Raw genomic sequence first — 19,883 nt, forward strand, 5'->3', positions numbered from 1 at the left:
ATTTTAAATCACTGTTGCCCTGTTCGTCTCTTCTATCTGCCCTTCATTCATGCGGTACATTCTGTCAGCGAGATGGAACCATCGATCATCATGGGTGACGGCGATGATGATTTTACCGCGAGCCTTCATATCCGGCAGCAGTTCTTCGTAGAAGATTCGCCGGAAGTGAGGATCCTGGTCTGCCGCCCATTCATCAAGGACAATGATCGGTTTGTCTTCGAGTTCAGCCACAATCAACGCGAGTCTTTTGCGCTGTCCGGAGGAGAGATCAATGGTGCTGAATGAACCATTGACAACACTCACCTTCTCCTGCATGCCGAACCGTTCAAGCATGAGGCGGATTTTCTCCTGATCAGGCTCTTCAATTGAGGTGAGACGGCGGGAGAGATGGAAATCCGAAAATATGGCGGAAAACTGGTTACGGTAGTCCTGCATCTGCCCGATTCTGAGTTCAGCGTGATCGGCAAGGAGGGATCCTGAATCAAGCGGAATAAGGCCCGTAAGGAGACGCAGCAGCGTCGATTTGCCTGAGCCGTTACCTCCGGTTATCATGGTGATCTCTCCGGCCCGAAACTCGGCATTGAGCGGACCAACCTTGAAGAGGGGATGGCCTTTCTCATCACAAAATGAGAGCTCTGCCCTGTTCATGGCAATCGACTTTGGAACGTTGTCAAGCAGCTCGCTCTCCTCGCTTGATGCGGTTTTTGCCGCGGCAAAAAGCCTCTCCTTGATTATTTCAATACTTTCAAGCGCCAGCTCCGCTTTGGTAACAAGGGGTGTAACAAAAGAGACCGTGCTCACGGGACCGGAAATAAAAAGCACGGCAATCGTTGTCGGAAGTATTACCGCGTGGAAACCTGCGACCCACAACGGAACGACAAAAACCATCAACCCGACCAGTGAAAAGAGCATCGCTTCGATAACCGCATAGTTCCGACCCCATTGCGCTTTCAGAAGCGAGTTGGAGGTTCGGGACTCACGGGAGGCATCGCCGAGCGTGCGGATCACATCGTCTGCACGGGCTCCGTTCATCCTGATCTCCTTGAAACCGTGCAGGAGTTCGCCAAGAGCATCGAAAACCTTTTTTTCAGCTTCGTCCGCAGCCTGCATCATGGTGCGCAGAGCCCTTACCCGTGAAAATCGGATAGCGACGGTAAGTGCGGCAAGACCGAATGCAAGAATACAGGCAACAGGGGAGAGCCATGCCAGATAAGCTGCAAGAAAGAGAAGCATGACCGCCTGCTGGAAGCCTATTACCAGCATGGGAAGTACCTCGGCAAGGATCTGGGTATCCTGGGTCAATACACCCTGAAGAGTGGCATGACCGATCTTTTCAATCGTCACCAGATCGGTTCGACGAATGAGGTCAAACAGACCGGAGCGCAGTTTATGTATCAGCCTTTCGGTATCACGCGATGCTGTCACCAGCGTATAGATGTGTGTGGCGTGATAGAGGGCAACCGTTACGGCGAACATAAGCATAAGACGTCCGCTGATCTGTCCGGTTCCACCCTCCCTGGCCGCGGTTGATACAAGCGCAACAAGCGACATTGTTGCAACCGCCGACAGGATGTTCATGAAAAGGAGCGGTTTGAGATTTTCGGGTATCTCCCGCAATACCGCTTTAAACAGTCTCATAGCGAACCCTCCCCGTTTCCGTTCAGCTCTGTCAGACGGCCATACTCAAGATGAAAGCGTCGGTCGGCAGCGTCAAAATAGCGGTCATCGTGTGTCACGGCAATAATGGTCAAACCGCGTCGTTTGAGTTCAGGAATGATCTCCCGGTAAAATTTATGGCGGAAATAGGCATCCTGGTCCGCAGCCCATTCATCAAGGATCAGAATCGGCTTTTTCTCAAGCAGAGCGGCAACAAGGGCAAGACGCTTGCGCTGCCCGGTTGAAAGCTCTCTCCGGGTAAAACGGTCTCCGCTGATTCCGGCCACACGCTCCATCTCCATCCATTTGAGAAGCTCTTCGGCTTCGGCGGCGTCAAATGCTCCGAGACCGTAGAGATGTGAAAAGAGGTGGAAATCAGAGAAGACCGGAGCCATAAGGGCTCGATATCCAGAGAGATCGGAATAAGTTATAACCTTTTTATCCTGATAGAGAGAGCCCTGATCCGGATGATAGAGCGAGGTGAGCAATTTTATTAAACTCGACTTTCCGGAACCATTGCCGCCGGTTATGAAAACCACTTCACCCCTTTTGACAGAAAGGTTTAGAGGCCCGAGCCTGAAGGGTATTTCACCCTCGGGAGCCGGATAGGCAAACTCCATATCCGCCATGCGTATTTCGCTGAACCCTGCAGATGCTTGTTGCCCGCTCTCCTCACTGCACTGCTCCACAATGCCCTCCAGTTCGCTGTCGAGCGCCATCATTCGTCCGGCGGCAGCTTTTGCCGCCCTGAGAATCGTCAGGGACTGCATCAGTCCAAAGACAGGAGGAACCATAAAGAGTACCGCCGCCGAAATCTTGATAAGATCGGTGCGTACGGAAGGGGCGTATACCGGAATAATAAAAACCACAAGCCCCAGCATCAGGTTGAACATGGTTTCGCCGAAAACAAACTGCTGCCAGCTCTGACGGTGCATCTCACTGCGGGATGTTACGGTATGGAGGGAGATCGTGTTGAACTCCTCGCCAAGGGCTCGGCTCCGGCGACTGCTGAGCCGCTGCTCCTTGAAACCGTCAAGCAGATCGGAGACAGACTCAAAAAGCCTCCCCTCATCCTGTGCCAGTGACTCCTGGCATCGCTCCAGAGAGAGTCCGAGGCGGTAGTAGACTGTTGTGGCCGCTGCAAGCAGCGCGGTGAGCAGCATGCAGGAGAGCAGGGAGACCGTCGCGATGTAGATGAGGATCATCCCGATCTGGATGACCGAACGCGTTGTCAGAGCAAGGTACTGGGAGTTTGATGAAACAACCTTGCAGCTCTGGGTGATGTTGGTAAAGAGCCTGCTTTGACCGAAGTGCTCCAGCTTCCAGAGATCAGCATGTCGCAACCGTCCGATCAGCTTCATGCGAAGCAACTCTATTGCCTCTTCAATATCGGAGGCAAAGCGTTCAACCAGACGGGTTTCAAAGATAACATAGGTCAGGAGCGCGACCAGAAAGAGCGCGGCAAGCGGAAGATTAACAAACTCCTCCCTGGTTTTGTCTATCTGCTGGGCCGCAAAGGTAACCACTGAAAGCACAATGGTAGTACTCAATGCCGAGGCAGAAGCAAAGGCAAAAAGCTTCCGCAGGGGATTGCCGCCGATCAATTTCAGGAGACGAAGTAAATGCAAGAGTCTCTCCGTGTTAGTAAAACAGTGTATCGCACCCGCTCTTTCTGAAACAACAGAGCACCTGTAAATTCGTAAAAAAACAGAACAATAAGAGAGATATTACCGGTAATTTTATCACCGCTCCCGATTGCGCTGCCAGAGAGCAAGCGAGCAGAAGAGAGAGTCAGCACTGGATAAAACGACCATATTCCCACAATATAAAACATTTTACGGCTATAAACGTCTCATCTTTCAACTATGCAGCCATTGCACGGCTTCCTCAACATGGATTTTGAATCGCTCACAGAGCTTTCGGTGAGGTTCTTCTTTCAGTGAGCTTTCAAACCAGAGTCCGATTTTCCCTTTTCGGCCCATACCATTAATGTCAACAATGTTTCCAAACCGGTTAAGCGGACTCATGCTTTCACCGCTGGGTTCCGCCAGGGAGATCTGCCAGCTGCTCTCGTCACTGCCGATGAGCCGTTCAAGATAGTTAAACAGAATCCCCTGAAGGTTGTCATAACCGTGTAATGGCCCGTATCCGATACCCTTGCCGGGTACGGCTTCTAACCTCGCCCTGTTGAGCATAATTGTCTCTTCAATACCGTTACCGACAGTCAGACAGAGAGGAAATAGGGTAGTGAACCATCCGACTGTCCGGCTCACATCAGGAGGTACGGAAAGACCCTCGCGACCCGGTCTTTCAATGGTTATCCAGTTCTCCCTTCGTCCGCTCACCTCAAACAGCGCACAGGCCAGGGCACCGAGCAGCAGATCACTGATTTCCGGAGTACCAATCTCATGAGTGGTATCCTGCAGCTTCGAGACAATCTCCGCAGAAAACTCCACTCTGCTGCACTGCATCGCAGAGGGATCCTCATCTGCCAGTTCCAGCCAGAGATGGCGTGCCTCTTCCTGTTGAATTGCTGATCTCCTCCAGTAGGCCCGCTCTTCATCTGTCACATGCATGCCATAAGCCTTGATTGCTTCAACCCACTCCCGGTAACTGCTGCCCGTCTGAACGATTCGGCGTCCCTCGTAGAGATCTTTCAGATCCTCACGGATGATCGACCAGCTCGCCGCATCAATGACCATGTGATGGATTGCAAGAAAGATCCGTTCACTCCCGTCTGCATAGCCTCTCAGGATTCCGCTCTGCCAGAGATAGCCGCTCTCAAGGTCAAAGTGGTTTTGCCAGCCAGTCAGCTCACCGAATAGCTCCGCATCACTTTTCCCCACGATATCGAGTTCCTTGACAGCAACGTCAACCGACTCCCTGAGAAAACAGCCCCCCCGGGCAGGATAGACCGCCCTGAGCATACCGTGAAGCCTGCTTAGTTTCTCCAGCGCACCCTGCAATCTCGCTCTGTCGACCGGCTCATTGACGCGAAAGAGAAAGGAGTGGTTGAAGTGATTGCGCTTTTCAAGCGGTCTCGTCATAAACCACTGCTGAACAGGCAGATAATCAAATGTGTCAGATGCTCTCATACGGTTCATCTTCCGGCAACCTCCATGGCCATATCCAATAGTGCATGGAGCCCCTCCCCTGGAATTGAAGGCCAGGCAACCCCGAAACGTTCAAGCAGAAGCTGCGTTCTTTTCGAGACGACAACCACGCCCTGTTTGCGTGCAGCGAGCGCGCCTGCGGATCGAAGCCCGAAATTCTCAACTGTTTCGGCAACAGCAGACTCCATCTCCGGTTCGTCTGTGGCCTCCTGCAGCCGTTTGAGAAAATCACTGAAACTGCATGCCCTGACCCGCTCTCTCATCCCCCCGGATGAGAGTACAACATCTGCCAGAGAGTCATGGCGGGAGCTCTCGATATGGTGAATCTCATTGGCTAATGAAGCTCTGGAGCCCAGAGCAACAAGAGCTCGGGCTACCAGATCGACTGGGGAGAGCGAAGCCGGAAACTCCGCCGGTATAACACCGAGACGAATGAATGCCGCAAGCTGCCGGAAAAAGGCGTTATCGCGGATGTTCTGCTGGAGCCTTGATCCCACAGAGGCAAAGGAGATGTTGCCGACACGGTGGATGGTGCAGTTGGGCAGCTCCGAGCGGTATGCAAGCACAAGGCGTTCCGCCTCCTGCTTGGAGCGGATATAGTAGTTGTCATCGGGAACCTCGGGAGGATGATCATACTCGGTAAAGAGCCTGAGCCCGCCGGAGAGTGCAGTTGCCGAGACTGAAAGGGTGGAGACAAAATGAAAATCGGCGCTCTTTTTTGTTTGCTGCGTCGCAAGCCGGAGAAGGTGGCGTGTGGCCGAGACATTGTCAGCAAGAAAATCACGGTAGTGACCGATATGGTTTACATTGGCGGCACAGTGGTAAATGGCGTCAACTGTATCAGCAAGTTTACCGTAATCATACTTCCCGAGCATGAGCTGCGCATCCCTTAGATCACCTGAGAGAAGCTTCAGTCTGGGGTTTTCGAGCAGTGCCGTAGCCTCATCAGGGCCGAAATACCAGTTCAGAACCTGCCCCATTCGTCCCCGGCCAGCACCCGGCTCACTGCTCCGTACCAGCACCGTCACCTCAACTCGCTCATCAGCCAGCAGCTCGCGCAAGAGATAGCTTCCCAGATAACCGGTTGCACCGGTGAGCAGCAGATGACGGTATGAGAGAGGACGGTGCAGATCACGCTGCAGATCGGCCTCTATTCGAGCTTCATAGTGTATTCGCTGCGGCCGCAGCAACGCTTCCTGATCACAACCCTTATCCTGCTGAAGGCTTTCCGCATGATCCTGCTCTTCAGCACGTATCCGGAGAAGGTGGCGCAGATGATCCGCACTGGGTTGGCAGTGAAGGGCAAAATCGGACAGAACCGGGTGTTCATAAAGATTGTTCACCGTGCACGCAAACTCGCGGCCAAGACGGTTGATCACATTGATAGCCCTCAGACTGTCACCTCCGATTTCAAAGAAATGATCCTCACGGAAAAGCGTCGGTTTGCGGAGCAGTTCCGACCAGACTTCCGAGATCCTTTTTTCAATCGCGTTCTGCGGCGGGGTCCCTTGATCCTGACACCCCGGTGCCCCGGTACCGGGCGGAGATGCAGTGTTTGATTGCCTTTCAAGCAGCGCTTCACGGTCGACTTTCCCTGCCGGGGTGAGCGGTATGGACGGGATACGGAGTATGGAGGCCGGAATCATCCAGGAGGGGAGTGTTGCCGAGAGAAAAGAGCTCCACTCTGCCTGAGTGGGCAGTGAGGCCGCTTCATCAGCGGTAACAAATGCCCGCAAAAGCTGGCTATGATCAGACAGGGTTTCCACAAGGGTAACCGCCTGCTGTATGCCCGGCCAGGAAGCAAGAGCGTGCTCAATCTCTCCGAGTTCGACACGCTGACCGCGTATTTTGACCTGTGTATCCCTTCGTCCGAGAATCTGCAGTTCCCCTGAATGCAGCCACCTGCCGAGATCGCCGGTTCTGTATCGCCGCTCTCCATCCACAGAGAGGAATGCCGAAGCGGTAAGATCGGCTCTGTTGAGATAGCCTATGGCCAAACTTGCACCTCCAACCCATACGTCACCGGCAGCACCGGGCGGAAGCGGTTTGCCGTCATCTCCAGTGATAAAAACGGTGGTATTGGGAATGGGACGTCCTGTATGGATCGCGTCTGCATCGGGAAGAATCCTGCCGATGGCAGACGCTGCGGTGTTCTCGGTAGGGCCGTAACCGTTAATGTATGAGAGCTTTGCAGCATACCAGCGGACATCATCACTCACCGGTGGCTCACCGACCGTCATGATAAGGCGAAGTTGAGCAGGAAAATCAGCCTGTTCAAACAGGCGAAGATAGGAGGGTGACATCGTGGCAATGGTTACCCCACGGCGGCGGATCAACTCATGCATTCCGGATATATCGTTCATCTCTTCACGCCTCACCGGTACCAGAGCTGCTCCGGAGCACCATGCTATGGCAAGATCACTTATCCAGAGATCGAATGAGGGCGAAGCGATCTGCATCACCCGGTCTTCACGCTTCATGCCAAAAATTTCAGCCTCGCCAAAACCGAGATTGAGCAATCCCCTGTGAGAGAGCACAACCCCTTTTGGCAAACCGGTAGATCCTGATGTATAGATGATATAGGCCGGATCGTCAGGAGTAACTGCTCTGTTGAGCTCCCCTGAATCAGGCATATCGGAGCATATTGCTTCGGGTCGCACAATATGGAACTCATCACGCTCAAGTTCCGGAGGGAGGGGAAGCCGGTCAAGCGCAATGATAACTCGCACACCGCACTCCCTGGCCATGAATGCAAGCCGCTGTGCCGGAAGATCGGCTGAAAGGGCCAGATAGCATGCACCGGCTTTCCATATTGCAAGCACCGTCTCCTGAAGTGTCGTGGAACGCTCCGTCAAAACCCCGACAGTCTCGCCCTGCTGCACATCAAGTTTCAGAAGCACGCAGGCCAGGTTTTCAGCCCCGGAGTTAACCTGGTGAAAGCTCAGTTCACCCTCGGCTGTAACCAAGGCAGGCATATCGGGGTAAAGCGAGGCAATCCGCCGGAAAAGCCCGGGAAGGGTATCAGCGGGCCAGGTGCGGAGAGGCCCCTGTTGCCAGCCAGCCAGCAGCGCTTCTTCTTCAGGCAGCAGGAGGGGCATCGGAAGTAATCCGCTATTTTTGTCACGGCTGAAAAACCTCATCCAGCCGATCAGCGAATCAAACCATATCCGTGCACTGCTCTCCATATAGAGTGCTGCATTGACATACCAGGTAAGAACAACTCCGCCATCGCTCACACCCTCGTGCACCAGCACCATGTCCTGGGCGGGGGCATTTTTCCGCAGTTCATAGCTGACTGTTCCATACCCCGGAAGGGAGAGCCCGCTGAAAAGGGGCTCCTGCTCTTCGTCCGGAGTGAATGGAGGATTTTCTGTAACCGCAATATCAAAAAGGGGATACCGGCCCGGATCTACCCTCTGCTCATGATTGCGGCGAAAATCACTGTAGATTCTTGCAAAAGGGTACCGGGAGTGCTGAAGGGCTTCGGCCAGATGGTGCTGCATATCCTGAACCACAGCAGAAACCGGGGCTGAATCAGGTGCATGGAAAACGAGCGGAAGCATGTTGATAAAGTAACCGACGGTTCGCATCTCCTTCCCTGATTGGCGTGTTGAGGCGGCTGTCCCGATCATAAAGCTCTTTCGACCGGTACGGCGGCGTACTTCCAGTCCGAGCAGGGAGAGCATGAAGGCGTGAAGCGTCGAGCGATTTCTTTTGGCAAGGGAACGAAGGGCTGTTGCTGTTTCAGGGTCGAGACGGGTCCGGAAACAGTGGCTTCCGGGAGAGGGAGATGCTGTTCGAGTGTTTGGACGCAATTTGTCAAGCGGCCACTCATCAAAGGATTCAGGCGAATGGTTCAGAAGATCGCCGGTAAGGTTGTTCCAGTACTCGGCGTCGAGCTGCGCACTGCGGCTCTCCTGATAGGCCGCTTCACGAGCTGCCGGCCGGTCAAAACCGGTGTTCAGCGTTGAAAGTGCCGTTCCTCTGAATAGCGCAGTAAGATCTTCAATCAGGATCCCCAGCGAGAGCCCGTCACCGACAGCATGATGCATGACAAACCAGAAAAGAGGTTGTCGGCTTTCGGCAACCGTAATCAATCCTGCACGCCAGAGCCCCGGCACACTCATCGAAAAAGGTTCACTCCGGACTCTGTAGAGCAGGGCAAGAGCTTCATCAAGCGTGGAGGTGAACTGAAAGTCGAACCGGGCATCCACCTTGTCGGAGACGATGCGTCGAAGCATTCCGGATTCATCCTCACGAAATCCGGTACGAAGGGCTTCATGACGTTCGACCAGCTCATTCCAGACCACACTCCAGCGTTCCGCATCCGTCACCTCACCATGAAAAAGAAGCGTCAGGGGAATATTGAATCCGCGGGTGTCAAACCCGGCGTGTTCAGCCGTCCAGAACTCTCGCTGACCCTCTGTCGCAAGGTCTGAAGGTCCATCGAGCGAACTCTCCGGGGAAGTCAGTTCCCGAACCTTTTCGGAAAAACCGGCAAGGGTTGGTTCTGCAAAGAGCTCCCGAGCGGGAACTTCACGGCCGAGTTTTTTTTCAAGTCGATGGGCAACAGAGATCGCCAGGAGACTGTGACCGCCGAGAGCAAAAAAGTTGTCTTCGCGATGGATCGGAGTTCGTTTCAACAGCTCGCTCCATATTGCGGCAATGGCGTTTTCCAGCTCACCCTGTGGTAAAGTCAACCCGGTGCTGAAGGGGTGATCCTCAACAAGAGCAAGAAGTGCCTCCCGGTCAACCTTGCCTGAAACCATCAAGGGAATGGAGTCCACCGAAATCACTCCGGAGGGGATCATGTGAGAGGGCAGGCGCTCCATCAGAAAGGTTTTCCACTCATCCATTCCCGGCATCTGCTCTCCCGGAGAGAGTCGAACAACTCCCCACAGACTTTTTGAGCCTCCGGAGTGAGCATCAAGAAGAACCACCGCCTGCGAGATTGCCGGATGCAGAGTCAGGGCATACTCTATTTCACCAGGTTCAATGCGGATTCCGTTCATCTTGACCTGGTCATCAATGCGGCCGATGATCTCGACGGTTCCATCCCTGTGCCAGCGGCCAAGGTCTCCGGTCCGGTAAAGCCGGCCGCGGGGACTGTCAAGAAAATATGCCGCAGTCAGTTCCGGGCGGTTCAGGTAGCCCTTGCTGATGCCTTCACCTCCAAGCCAGATCTCTCCCGATACTCCCGGCGGCAGATAATCGCCATCTTCATTACAGATATAGAGCGCGGTGTTCGGCAGAGGACGGCCTGCTGAAAGAAAACGCTGTTCATCACCCTTCAGGAGTCCCATGGTGCTGGTAATGGTATTTTCGGTGGGTCCATAGGCATTGAAATAGCTCAGTTTAGAAGCATATCTTTTCACTTCTGCCGGAAGCGGAGCCTCTCCGCCTGTCACCAGAACCCGCAGGGAGGAGGGGAGTTCCATCCCTTCGAAGAGTCCGAGGTAGGTCGGCGTAATGTCGGCAATCGTTACCCGCATCTCCTCCAGAAATTCAAGAAAACGTCTTGGCGACTCAATGATCTTTCCGGGCACAGCGCAAATCGCTCCGCCGCTCGAAAGCGGCACTCCGATGTCGGAAAGGGAGACGTCGAACGACGGGGAGGCAAAGAGGAGCGATCGGTCATCGCAATTGCAGCCAAGCATCCCTGAAGCACCGAGCACCATGTTCACCAGGCTTTTGTGAGCAATCATTGTACCTTTCGGCAGGCCGGTGGAACCTGATGTGTAGAGGATATAGGCCGTATCCTCCGGACTGACCGGGTGCGACACTCTGTTTGAGTGCTGCCGCCGAAACGCTTCCGGCAACTCCTCCGGCCGAAGCGGTTCGGCAAAGAGGCGTGCGAATAGCTCAGGCAATGGCGCGCCGTCAAGAGCTACCAGATGCGCAACTCCGGCATCTTCAACCATAAAGCTCATCCGTTCAGGAGGGAGTTCAATCGAGAGCGGCAGATAGATGGCGCCTGATTTCCAGATGCCGAGCAGTGCTGCCGGGAGGTGCTTCGAACGGCCGCTCAGAACCGCTACAACCTCACCCCTGGTGACTCCTCGCGCTGAAAGAGCTGCGGCAATTACGCAGGCCTCATCATCAAGCTCACGGTAGGAGATGAAGCTGTCGGGTGAGATAACTGCTGCCCTCACGGCCTGGCCGGGCCGGTCAGTGACGCTTTCGAAAAGCTGATGGAAACAGAGCTGTGGACGCTCAACGATCTCACCCTGCTGCCAGATTTCAAGCAATCGCAGCTCCTCCTCCAGAAGCTCCGGAAGCGGCAGGGCTGCATGCCGGGGATCTTCCGCAAGCCAATGCGCCCATCCCTTCAGCGCTTCGAGCCACATTCCGGCAGTTTCAGCGGTGTATACAGCCGCGTTGACATGCCATTGCAGCAGGATTTCGCCTCCCTCAAGATTCTCATGGATGAGCACCATGTCCTGACCGGGAGAGGCACCGGTATATTCATATCTGAGCGGTGCTGTTGCCTTGCCCGCCCCGGTAAAATAACGGGCAGCACCATCTTTGCGGCCGCCCGGATTTTCAGTAACAGCAATATCAAAAAGGGGATAGCGCTGGGGATTGCGCAGCTCGGGATGCTGGCTCCAGAAAGAGCGGTATATACGGGCAAAGGGGAGGCGGGCATGCTGCAGCGCTTCGGAAAGTTCGTGCTGCGTTGCATGCAGCCTCTCACCGAAAGTCTGCATCCGCTCTCTCTTCAGATGCAGCGGCAGCATGTTGACACCGTAGCCGATTATCTGCGAATCCGACTCTCTCTCCCTGACGGATGCCGTGGTGCCGATCATAATATCGCTCCGTCCGCTTCGACGGCCCGCTTCAAGTGAGAGCAGCGTCAGCACAAGCGAGTGCAGGGTCGCATCATGATCTCGCGCAATGGTTTTAAGTGCTTCCGAACTCTTCCGGTCAAGAAGGAGCTCAAAACGATGACTTCCCGGCAGGCTCCTTGATGAACGCGCCAGGTCGAGAGGCCACTCTTCAAAGGATGCATCCGGCACACCTTCCAGCAGTTTTTTCCAGTAGCGTGCGTCATCATCAGCCTCCCCGGAGAGCAGATAGTTCTGCTCCCTTGCGGCAAAAACCTCTCCCCCCGGGGAGTGAGGGGAGAGCTCCGCTCCGTCAAGCAGTCGGGCCAGTTCACTGAAGAGGGTTGCGATCGATTGACCGTCACCGATCGAATGATGGAGGGCCAGCCAGAAAAAACGCCTCTTTTCAGCAAAAACATCGACGAAACCGGCCCGCCAGAGCGGGGCGGAACTCATGGAAAGTGCGCTGAACTGACGTTCCCGTATCAGAAGCAGCGCATCGGAAGTGGAGTAAGCCTCTTCTGATTCAAGCTTCCACTTCATATCCGGAGCACTATGGCGTCTCAGCCGTCCTGATTCATCAGTCTCAAAAAAGCTCCGCAGTCCCTTATGTCGCCTGACCAGCACTGCCCATGCACTTCGCAGGCGATCTGCTGTAATCTCCCGGTCAATAAGATAGTGGACCGGAATGATGAAGTTCCGGGTATCCAGCCCGGCAGAGTGAGCTATCCAGAACTCATATTCCCCTTCTGAAGCAACATCACTCTCCTCCGCGAATTCTTCCACCCCCGGTAAAGCCGGAAGTGAAGCTGTTTTTTCAGCAAACGCCCTGAGCGTGGGAGATGCAAAGAGTGCCCTGGCAGAGAGCTGAACACCAAATGTGCGGCTTATGCGATGTGCCACGGTCACGGCAAGGAGGCTGTTGCCTCCGAGGGCGAAGAAGTTGTCGCTCCCGACAACCCTCTCATGGCCAAGCACTTCAGCCCAGATATCGGCAACCTGCTGCTCCATCGGAGTGCCGGGCAGATCATCCTGCAGTGCACTCCTGCGCTGCTCCCTGGCATAACGGAACAGCATCTCACGGTCAACCTTGCCTGAAGGTGTCAGCGGAATTTCAGCAACAGCCATGATTGAGGCAGGAATCATATGCTGAGAAAGGCGTCCGGCCAGATATTCCAGAAGCTGTGACTCTGAAAACAGAGAGCTGTTTTCGGGTTGAACAAAGGCCCTGAGCACCTTGACTCCGTTGTTCAGCTGATCGGCAAGAACCATGGCATTGACAACATCAGGATGAAGGGAGAGCATCTGCTCGATTTCACCCAGCTCGACACGCTGGCCGTTGATTTTGACCTGCTGGTCGATTCGCCCGATGATTTCAAGTTGACCATCTGCACGCCATCGACCATAGTCTCCCGAGCGGTAGAAAAGGCCTTCGGGTCGCTGCACAAAGTGACGTTCACTCTCCTCCGGCTGGTTGAGATATCCACAAGCAATGCCGATACCGCCGAGCCAGATCTCTCCCTCTGCACCGGGCGGCACCGGTGAACCGTCATCATGCCGGATTGAAATCCGCATGTTGGGAAGGGGCGCACCTACGGGCAGGAATGCGCGTGAATCGAGATCAGCCGGAATAAGGGTACCTGAAACCACAATGGTTGCCTCAGTCGGGCCGTAAAAGTTCCAGAAGGCCAGCCTGCCGGCATAAATCGCCCTGTCGTGATGGTTCGGCGCTTCTCCTCCGGTAAGCAGAATACGCAATCCCTCGAAGGGAAGCTTTTCGCTGACTCTGAGGTATGAGGGCGTATGAAAGGCAATGGTGACAGCCTGTTCACGGTAGTATGGTTTCATCTGCCAGGGATCTTCCCGAAGGGAGGGGGGGACCGGCACCATGGCAATCCCGCTGAAAAATCCGTGGCCCATCTCCCAGAGGGATGCATCAAAAGTGATGGTCGAAACAAGTGCGATACGGTCATCGTCACGGACTCCTATCCTCTCTGCAACGCCAAGTATTGTATTGATATATGCAGCATGTGTTACGGGAACCCCTTTTGGAGTGCCGGTCGTGCCGGATGTATAGATGATGTAGGCTATATCATCCGCTGATCCATCCCTCTCCGGAGGCCCGGCTGAAGGAGCGCACTCTTCGGAATGGATGATGCATTCGACCTCGCAGCATAATACCTCCGGAGCCTTGAGTTCGTCAAGAACGACAAGATGGCTTGCGCCGGCGTCTTTGGCCATCAAGGCGAGACGTACAGCGGGAGTGTCGGCTGCAAAGGGGAGGTAGATTCCGCCTGCCTTCCATATTCCAAGCACTGTGGCCGGAAGATTGTGAGGAGTGGAGGCAAGTACTCCGATAGTGCAGCCGCGAACAACTCCGTTTTCAACAAGAGCGTGAGCAATGCCATTAGCCTGCAAATCAAGTTGGCGAAAGGTCAGGGAGTACTCATCGGTAATCAGAGCAATTTTGTCCGGATGCAGGTCAGCCAGCTCTTTAAAAAGTTCATGGCTGCGCAGGTTGGGGCGAGGCTTTTTTTCACCCTCTTCCCATTTCTGCAGCAGCTCTGTTTCGCAGGGAAGCAGTGCCGGAAGGGGATGCTCCAGCCGTTCGGGTTTTTCAGCAAGCCATCGGGCCCATGCGGCAAATGAAGCGAGCCAGGAGCGGGCCCCTTCAATTGAGCAGACATCGGGATTCCAGCTTAACAGCAGATTCAGCCCGCCATCGCTCCCGGAAGAGGGCTCGTGGCTGAACGAAAGATCGAGACCTGCCGCAGGATGTTCAATTTCTCCTGCAAGGGTCAGCGGCTCCAGCCAGAGGTCGCTCTCCGGGTCACTGCTGCTCCTTGAGGGAATAGCTGTCAGGGCAATGTCGAAGAGTGAAGTGCGTGAAGGCGAACGAAGGTCCGGATGGCGTTTCCGGAAATCGCGATAGAGCATCCCCGCAGGATAGGCAGCGTGCTCAACCGTTTCGGTCAGTGCTGACTGGGCGTTTCGCAGATACTCCAAAAAGGGGATATGGCTCTGTTTGAGAAGAATAACAGGAAGAACATTGACAAAATGGCCGACTGCGCTCTCTCCTCCGGCAGGGCGAATGGTAATGCCGCTGCCGACCAGAATATCACTTCGTCCTGTGCGGCGTCTTATCTCTGAAGAGAGAATGGCAAGCAGGAGGGCGTGCAGTCCGATTCCGCAGCTTTTTGCCATCCGGGAAAGCCTGAGCACCGTATCGCCGTCAAGCTGCTCAAGAAGCGGCTCGGCTCCTTCGCCTCCGGGAAGCGCAGGCCGCTGCCGTTCAGTCACATATTCACCGAAAGCTTCGCTTCCGCGTTCCGCCAGCTCGTCAAAACGGCTCATCCAGAAAAGGCGGTCACGCTCTCTCTGCGCAGAACGAAGGTAGTGCTGTTCGGCAATACATGCCATGGCGATGCCGTCCGGAGCCGGCGGCAGCTCTCTCTTTCCAAGCAGGGAGAGCAGATCATCCTGTAGCAATCGGGCTGATGCTCCGTCCACCAGTGCATGGTGGAGTACAAACCAGAAAAGTGTTTCACTCCCCTCATCAACCCTGACAAGGCCGGCTCTGGAGAGCGGGGGATCGTCAAGCCGAAACCGTTTATTTGCCCATCGCTCGGCAATGCTGCGAGCCTCCCCGAGTGTGCGGCAGTGATCAGTTCTGAGATTCCTGTCGAGAGAGAGCTCTTCACCGTTGACACTCCGCCAGCGAATCCGTCCCTTTTCATCCGCATAGAGGGCCGTCCGCAGGGCTGTATGGCGTTCAAGCAGTCGGGCCCAGGCCGATTGCCACTCTTCAGTGGAGTGCGGCCTGCCCTGCACACGCAGTAGACGCGAAATATGGGATGCAGCAGGGGCCAGACCTATTTCCGAAGCGATCCAGAAATCCTCCTGGTCCGCCGTTGCAAGATTCTCATCGGGAAAATCACTCTCCCTGATGAGAGAATCCTCTTCCTCATCCATTGAAACAATCTGTTCGGCCAGTGCTTTCACCGAGAGCGAACTCAGCACCATCTGCACCGGTACCTTGTAGCCAAGTTGATGCAGTCGCTGGCTTACCGCAATGGCAAGCAGGCTTGTTCCTCCTGCGGCAAAGAAGTTCTGCTCGCGCATGATCGGCCGGATATCAAGCGTCTCCTCCCAGATACACGCTATTGCCTGCTCAAGCGCACCATCCGGGGGAGTTGCGGCTCCCTCATCACCTTCCCGGTTAACAAGCAGACCCTCTGCAACCAGCAGAAGTCTCCGTTGATCAACCTTTCCTGCCGAGCTTAGCGGCATCTTCTCCATCACGGTAACGTGTGCCGGTATCATGTAGGAGGGAAGAGTCCTCAGAAGAAACTCACGCCACTCGACTCCCTCTGCATCCCTGGAACCCGGAGACTCGACAAAGGCATAAAGCCTCCCTTTATGGTGCACAACCTTTGCGATGGTAACTGCCGGATGGCGCTGAAGCGCCAGTTCAATCTCATCAAGCGAAACGGTCTGCCCGGAAATTTTGACCACATTATCTGAGCGGCCGAGAGTTTCAAGTTCGCCGTCGCCGTTCCATCGGGCAAGGTCACGGGAACGGAAAGCACGTCCATAACGTGTTTCAATAAAATACTCTGCATTCAGTTCAGGCTGTTTCAGATAGCCGGGAGAGAGACCGACACCAACAACATGTACTTCACCGATTTCTCCTGTCGGCACCTCATTGCCCTCTTCATCGAGCAGATAGACCAGGGTATTGAGAAACGGACGGCCGCTCAGAACAGCACCGGTTTCATCGGGATCAACATGATGCATGCAGATTGTACCGCACACCTCTGTTGCTCCATGTATATTCCAGTAATCGACATACCGGGCATAATGTCTGGCGTCATCGGCGTTCGCCATCTCCCCGGCAGTTATGATGCAGCGAAGGCCCTCCGGCAGGGCCCTGTTCAGTATATGCAGATAGGACGGGGTAAACAGCGCGATTGAGACATGGTGACGGCTCATCAATTCAACCAGGAGGTCCGGTCTGTCAATGACAGATCGCGATACCGGGACAAAGGCTGAACCTGAAATCAGGGGAATGCAGAGCGTTCGGAAACCAAGAATAAAAACCGGTGAAGAGGAGAGCAGGATGCGGTCTTCAGCGGTGATATGATGCGCCTCTATATGACCGATCACCATATTGATAGATGCGGCATGGGTCAGGGGGACCCCTTTCGGAGTACCGGAGGAGCCGGAGGTAAAGAGTATGGCGGCAAGAGCATCGGCACCTGAGTTGCGCTTTGAAGGGGTGAAGACTGTTTTTACTCCTGAAATTAACGCTTCGGGTCTCAATACGGCTCCGGACGGGGAAGTAGCTCCGTTCCGTAAAAGAACCGTGGTCAGTGCCGGAGGGATCTCTATGCCGTCAAGAGCAACAATACGTCGAATCGAGGCCTGTTCAGCCATATTGGCGAGTCTCTCCGGAGGCAGATCTGCCGCCATGGGCACATAAACTCCGCCTGCTTTCAGTATTGCAAGAAATGCAGCAGGAAGAGACGCCGATCTATCCGTAAGCACCCCGATTGACTCCTGGAAGGCGGTTCCGCAGGTTTGCAGTGCCAAGGCAAGCCTGTCGGACAGAGCATCAAGCTCTCCGTAGGTCAAAAAAAGCTCATCGGTAATAATCGCGGGAGCGGAGGGGTGGCTGCTCGCTAATATTTTAAAATAGTCATCTATTTTCTGCGGATAGTGCATGCGTTATCAGAGCGTGCCTTTTTTTTCCGGAAACAGTGCGGTCTGATATCCAAGGCAGCGGTAGCCGTTTGCTGCCGAGTCATGATCTATACTCCTGACCCATTCAGCTCCTTTGCTCAACTCCTGCTTGACCCAGTTGCAGATACTGATCGTTATGCCATGCTTATCTGCGGAATTCCGGATCTTCTCCAGATAGCCGGTACAGATGCTGCGCTCTGGTGCCAGTCTGGAGCGTTGTTTGATATGGTTCTGATTTTCGCCCGACAGATAGGGCCTGAAAAACTCACCGATGAGTTCAGGGTTGTAGTGGTTGATGTAGTTCGCAAGAATGACCAGATTGCGTATTTCGGTAGTCAGAAATTCCGGTTTGATATTTCGTACACCGGAGGATGCCAGAAGCGACATATAGGTATCGATGTTCTCCTCTGTAAGGTAGGGGAGCATCAGCGGCTGACAGAGCACCGACTCGGCAAACATACCAAGCTCCCTGCATTGAACAAGCGTCTCAAGACGCTCTTCAATGGAAGCGGCATTCGGCTCAAGAACATCGCGAAGATAGAGCGGCATAATCCCGATGCTGCCGTTCATCTGAATTTTCGATGCAATTTTACCCATCAGCGAGAACAGGGTGTCACCCTGGTGTTTTACCTGCAAGTGCTTTGGACCGGCTTTGGTTGCAATGAAAATACGGACCGGAGAGTCGGGATTGTTGTCAAAATGTCGAATAAAGGTCCTGAATATATCGTGGGCTATACCGTTGTAGAGGTGTGGCTCTGAAAACGCTTCGGTTTTCGGCGAAAAGTAGTAAAAGAGCGCCTTCTGACGGTTCTCTTCAAGAGAGTTGGCCAGCCGGTCTGCGTAGTTGGTATAGACCGTGATCGGTTTTACATGGTTGCCATCGGTCACCAGACAGTACTGGCAGGCTACTGCGCATGACCCCGAAGAAGGGGAGACCTCAAGAACATTGGTAGGGCAGAGACCCGTGTAGTTGTGAATCTCCAGCGGCTCAGCGGGATCAGTAAGCCTCTCCTCGAAATGATCGCCGGGAGTAAGATTATTATTTTCAAAAAGTTTGGCAAACCACACCGAACCAAGTTCAAGCTGGGAGGCCACCTCAGGCGTGATCTCATAGTCCAGACCAAGATCAAGGAGGCATTTGCTGTCGATTTTCAGGGGTACAAAGCCCTTCAATTCCGTACAGGCCGGTCGATGGGCAATGTAGTTAAAACGGGTACGTACAGGCATTGGCGCCTGTTTTGAATTGCTGTCTGACTGGATGGCGAAATTTGTTTCCGGGGGCATAAACGGGGGGGTCAAATGTTTTTTATCCCTTTACTTCTTACTGCACAAGCCTTGTAACGACACCACTATGTACTCCGAAAGGCAGAAAACTCCTCTTCAGCTCTTCAAAAAAAGGGAGATGCCACAAACACAAACAGTATCCCTTAATTTATTCTTGCATCAAGAGAAACCTGCCGTCAAACAAAAGTAATATAATGGCACTCCAATTGAAAGTGGAGAATTTTATTTGTAATGATTTTTCTTTATAATTAATCGGTTACAGCTTGAATCGATTAAAGTTACTGCCGCAAGTCATTGATAACGAATCTGATCAAGCTTGTTTTATGTATGCTTGTTTTACATACATGTTCTGCGGAAGAAGTATTTAGCTGCATAAAATATGATGAACTCTGTAATACAACCTCTCCGCGAATGGCTCGCCAAATGCAACACCTTCATTAAATCTTTCGTCCGCCAGAATGCACTTCCGCTGATTTCATCGGTTTTGCTCTTTATTCTTGTGATCCTCTTCTTTTTTGACCGTACGGTCATTTCAATACAGTCCGGCCAGAGGGGCGTTCTGTGGAGATGGCTCGGGGCAGGAACCGTTATTGATACCGTCTATCCTGAAGGGGTACATCTGATTCTGCCTTTTAACAAGATGTTTATCTACAATATCCGCAAGCAGCAGTTCAGTGATGCAATAGATGTTCTTACCGTTGACGGACTCACGGTGCGGGTCAAGTACACGGTGCGTTACTACCTGGAACCGGCAACACTTCCACTGCTCCATCAGTACGTTGGTCCTGACTTTGTCAACGTGGCAATTCGCCCCGATGTCCGTTCAGTTGTCCGCACCCTGTTCGGACAGTATAAACCCGAAGAGATCTACACATCCCAGAAGGCAATTCAGCTGCTCTTCAGCGAAAAATCCAAGGTCCACCTTGCTGCACGTTTTGTAAAGATTGACGATGTCCCCATTGAATCGATTACGCTTCCCGCAAGCATCTCCAAAGCAATTGAAGAGAAAATGGTTCAGCAGCAGCGCGAGGGTGAGTATGTCTACCGCCTCTCGATTGCCCAAAAAGAGGCTGATCGGTTACAGATTGAATCCGAAGGAATTCGAATCTATAACGAGACGGTAAACAAAAGTTTAACTGCTTCTGTGCTCAAATGGGAGGGCATTCGTGCCACACGCGAACTGGCAAAATCTTCGAATGCAAAGGTTGTCGTGATAGGTTCCGGCCAATCCGGCCTGCCGATTATTCTTGGCAAGGATTGAGCG

6 protein-coding genes are annotated in these 19,883 nt (G+C 53.7%); 1 reads left to right on the forward strand and 5 read right to left on the reverse strand.

What is annotated here, in order from left to right; all coding sequences use genetic code 11:
- Positions 1 to 3: 3 nt before the first annotated feature.
- The 5 genes from G9409_RS07260 to G9409_RS07280 all read right to left on the reverse strand — a co-directional run bounded on the left by G9409_RS07260 (position 4) and on the right by G9409_RS07280 (position 18,562).
- Positions 4 to 1,638 carry a cyclic peptide export ABC transporter gene (locus G9409_RS07260; RefSeq protein WP_166808139.1) on the reverse strand — a complete coding sequence of 545 codons (1,635 nt, stop codon included), beginning with the start codon at positions 1,636 to 1,638 and terminating at the stop codon, positions 4 to 6.
- A complete protein-coding gene (locus tag G9409_RS07265; protein WP_166808140.1) occupies positions 1,635 to 3,284 on the reverse strand; it encodes an ATP-binding cassette domain-containing protein in 1,650 nt (549 codons plus the stop codon). The genes G9409_RS07260 and G9409_RS07265 overlap by 4 nt, the downstream gene beginning before the upstream one ends.
- Before the next feature lie 231 nt (positions 3,285 to 3,515).
- Positions 3,516 to 4,751: a condensation domain-containing protein gene (locus tag G9409_RS07270; protein WP_166808141.1), complete on the reverse strand. Its 1,236-nt coding sequence runs from the start codon at positions 4,749 to 4,751 to the stop codon at positions 3,516 to 3,518.
- 5 nt (positions 4,752 to 4,756) lie between these two features.
- Positions 4,757 to 17,317, reverse strand: a complete 12,561-nt coding sequence (locus tag G9409_RS07275; RefSeq protein ID WP_166808142.1) for a non-ribosomal peptide synthetase — start codon at positions 17,315 to 17,317, stop codon at positions 4,757 to 4,759.
- A 6-nt stretch (positions 17,318 to 17,323) separates the two neighbouring features.
- A complete protein-coding gene (locus G9409_RS07280; protein WP_166808143.1) occupies positions 17,324 to 18,562 on the reverse strand; it encodes a radical SAM family protein in 1,239 nt (412 codons plus the stop codon).
- Between the two features lie 436 nt (positions 18,563 to 18,998).
- Here G9409_RS07280 and G9409_RS07285 point away from each other — a divergent pair, with 436 nt between their 5' ends.
- Entirely contained in the window at positions 18,999 to 19,880 is an 882-nt protein-coding gene (locus G9409_RS07285) for a prohibitin family protein (RefSeq protein WP_166808144.1), read from the forward strand.
- Positions 19,881 to 19,883: the final 3 nt, after the last annotated feature.

Origin of the sequence: Candidatus Chlorobium masyuteum (assembly GCF_011601315.1) — a bacterium.
In the GTDB taxonomy this organism is placed as follows: domain Bacteria; phylum Bacteroidota; class Chlorobiia; order Chlorobiales; family Chlorobiaceae; genus Chlorobium; species Chlorobium masyuteum.

Coding starts and splice junctions, on each gene's coding strand:
- G9409_RS07260 (WP_166808139.1), bottom strand. CDS start 1,638: ATGAGACTGTTTAAAGCGGTATTGCGGGAGATACCCGAAAATCTCAAA.
- G9409_RS07270 (WP_166808141.1), bottom strand. CDS start 4,751: ATGAGAGCATCTGACACATTTGATTATCTGCCTGTTCAGCAGTGGTTT.
- G9409_RS07275 (WP_166808142.1), bottom strand. CDS start 17,317: ATGCACTATCCGCAGAAAATAGATGACTATTTTAAAATATTAGCGAGC.
- G9409_RS07280 (WP_166808143.1), bottom strand. CDS start 18,562: ATGCCTGTACGTACCCGTTTTAACTACATTGCCCATCGACCGGCCTGT.
- G9409_RS07285 (WP_166808144.1), top strand. CDS start 18,999: ATGATGAACTCTGTAATACAACCTCTCCGCGAATGGCTCGCCAAATGC.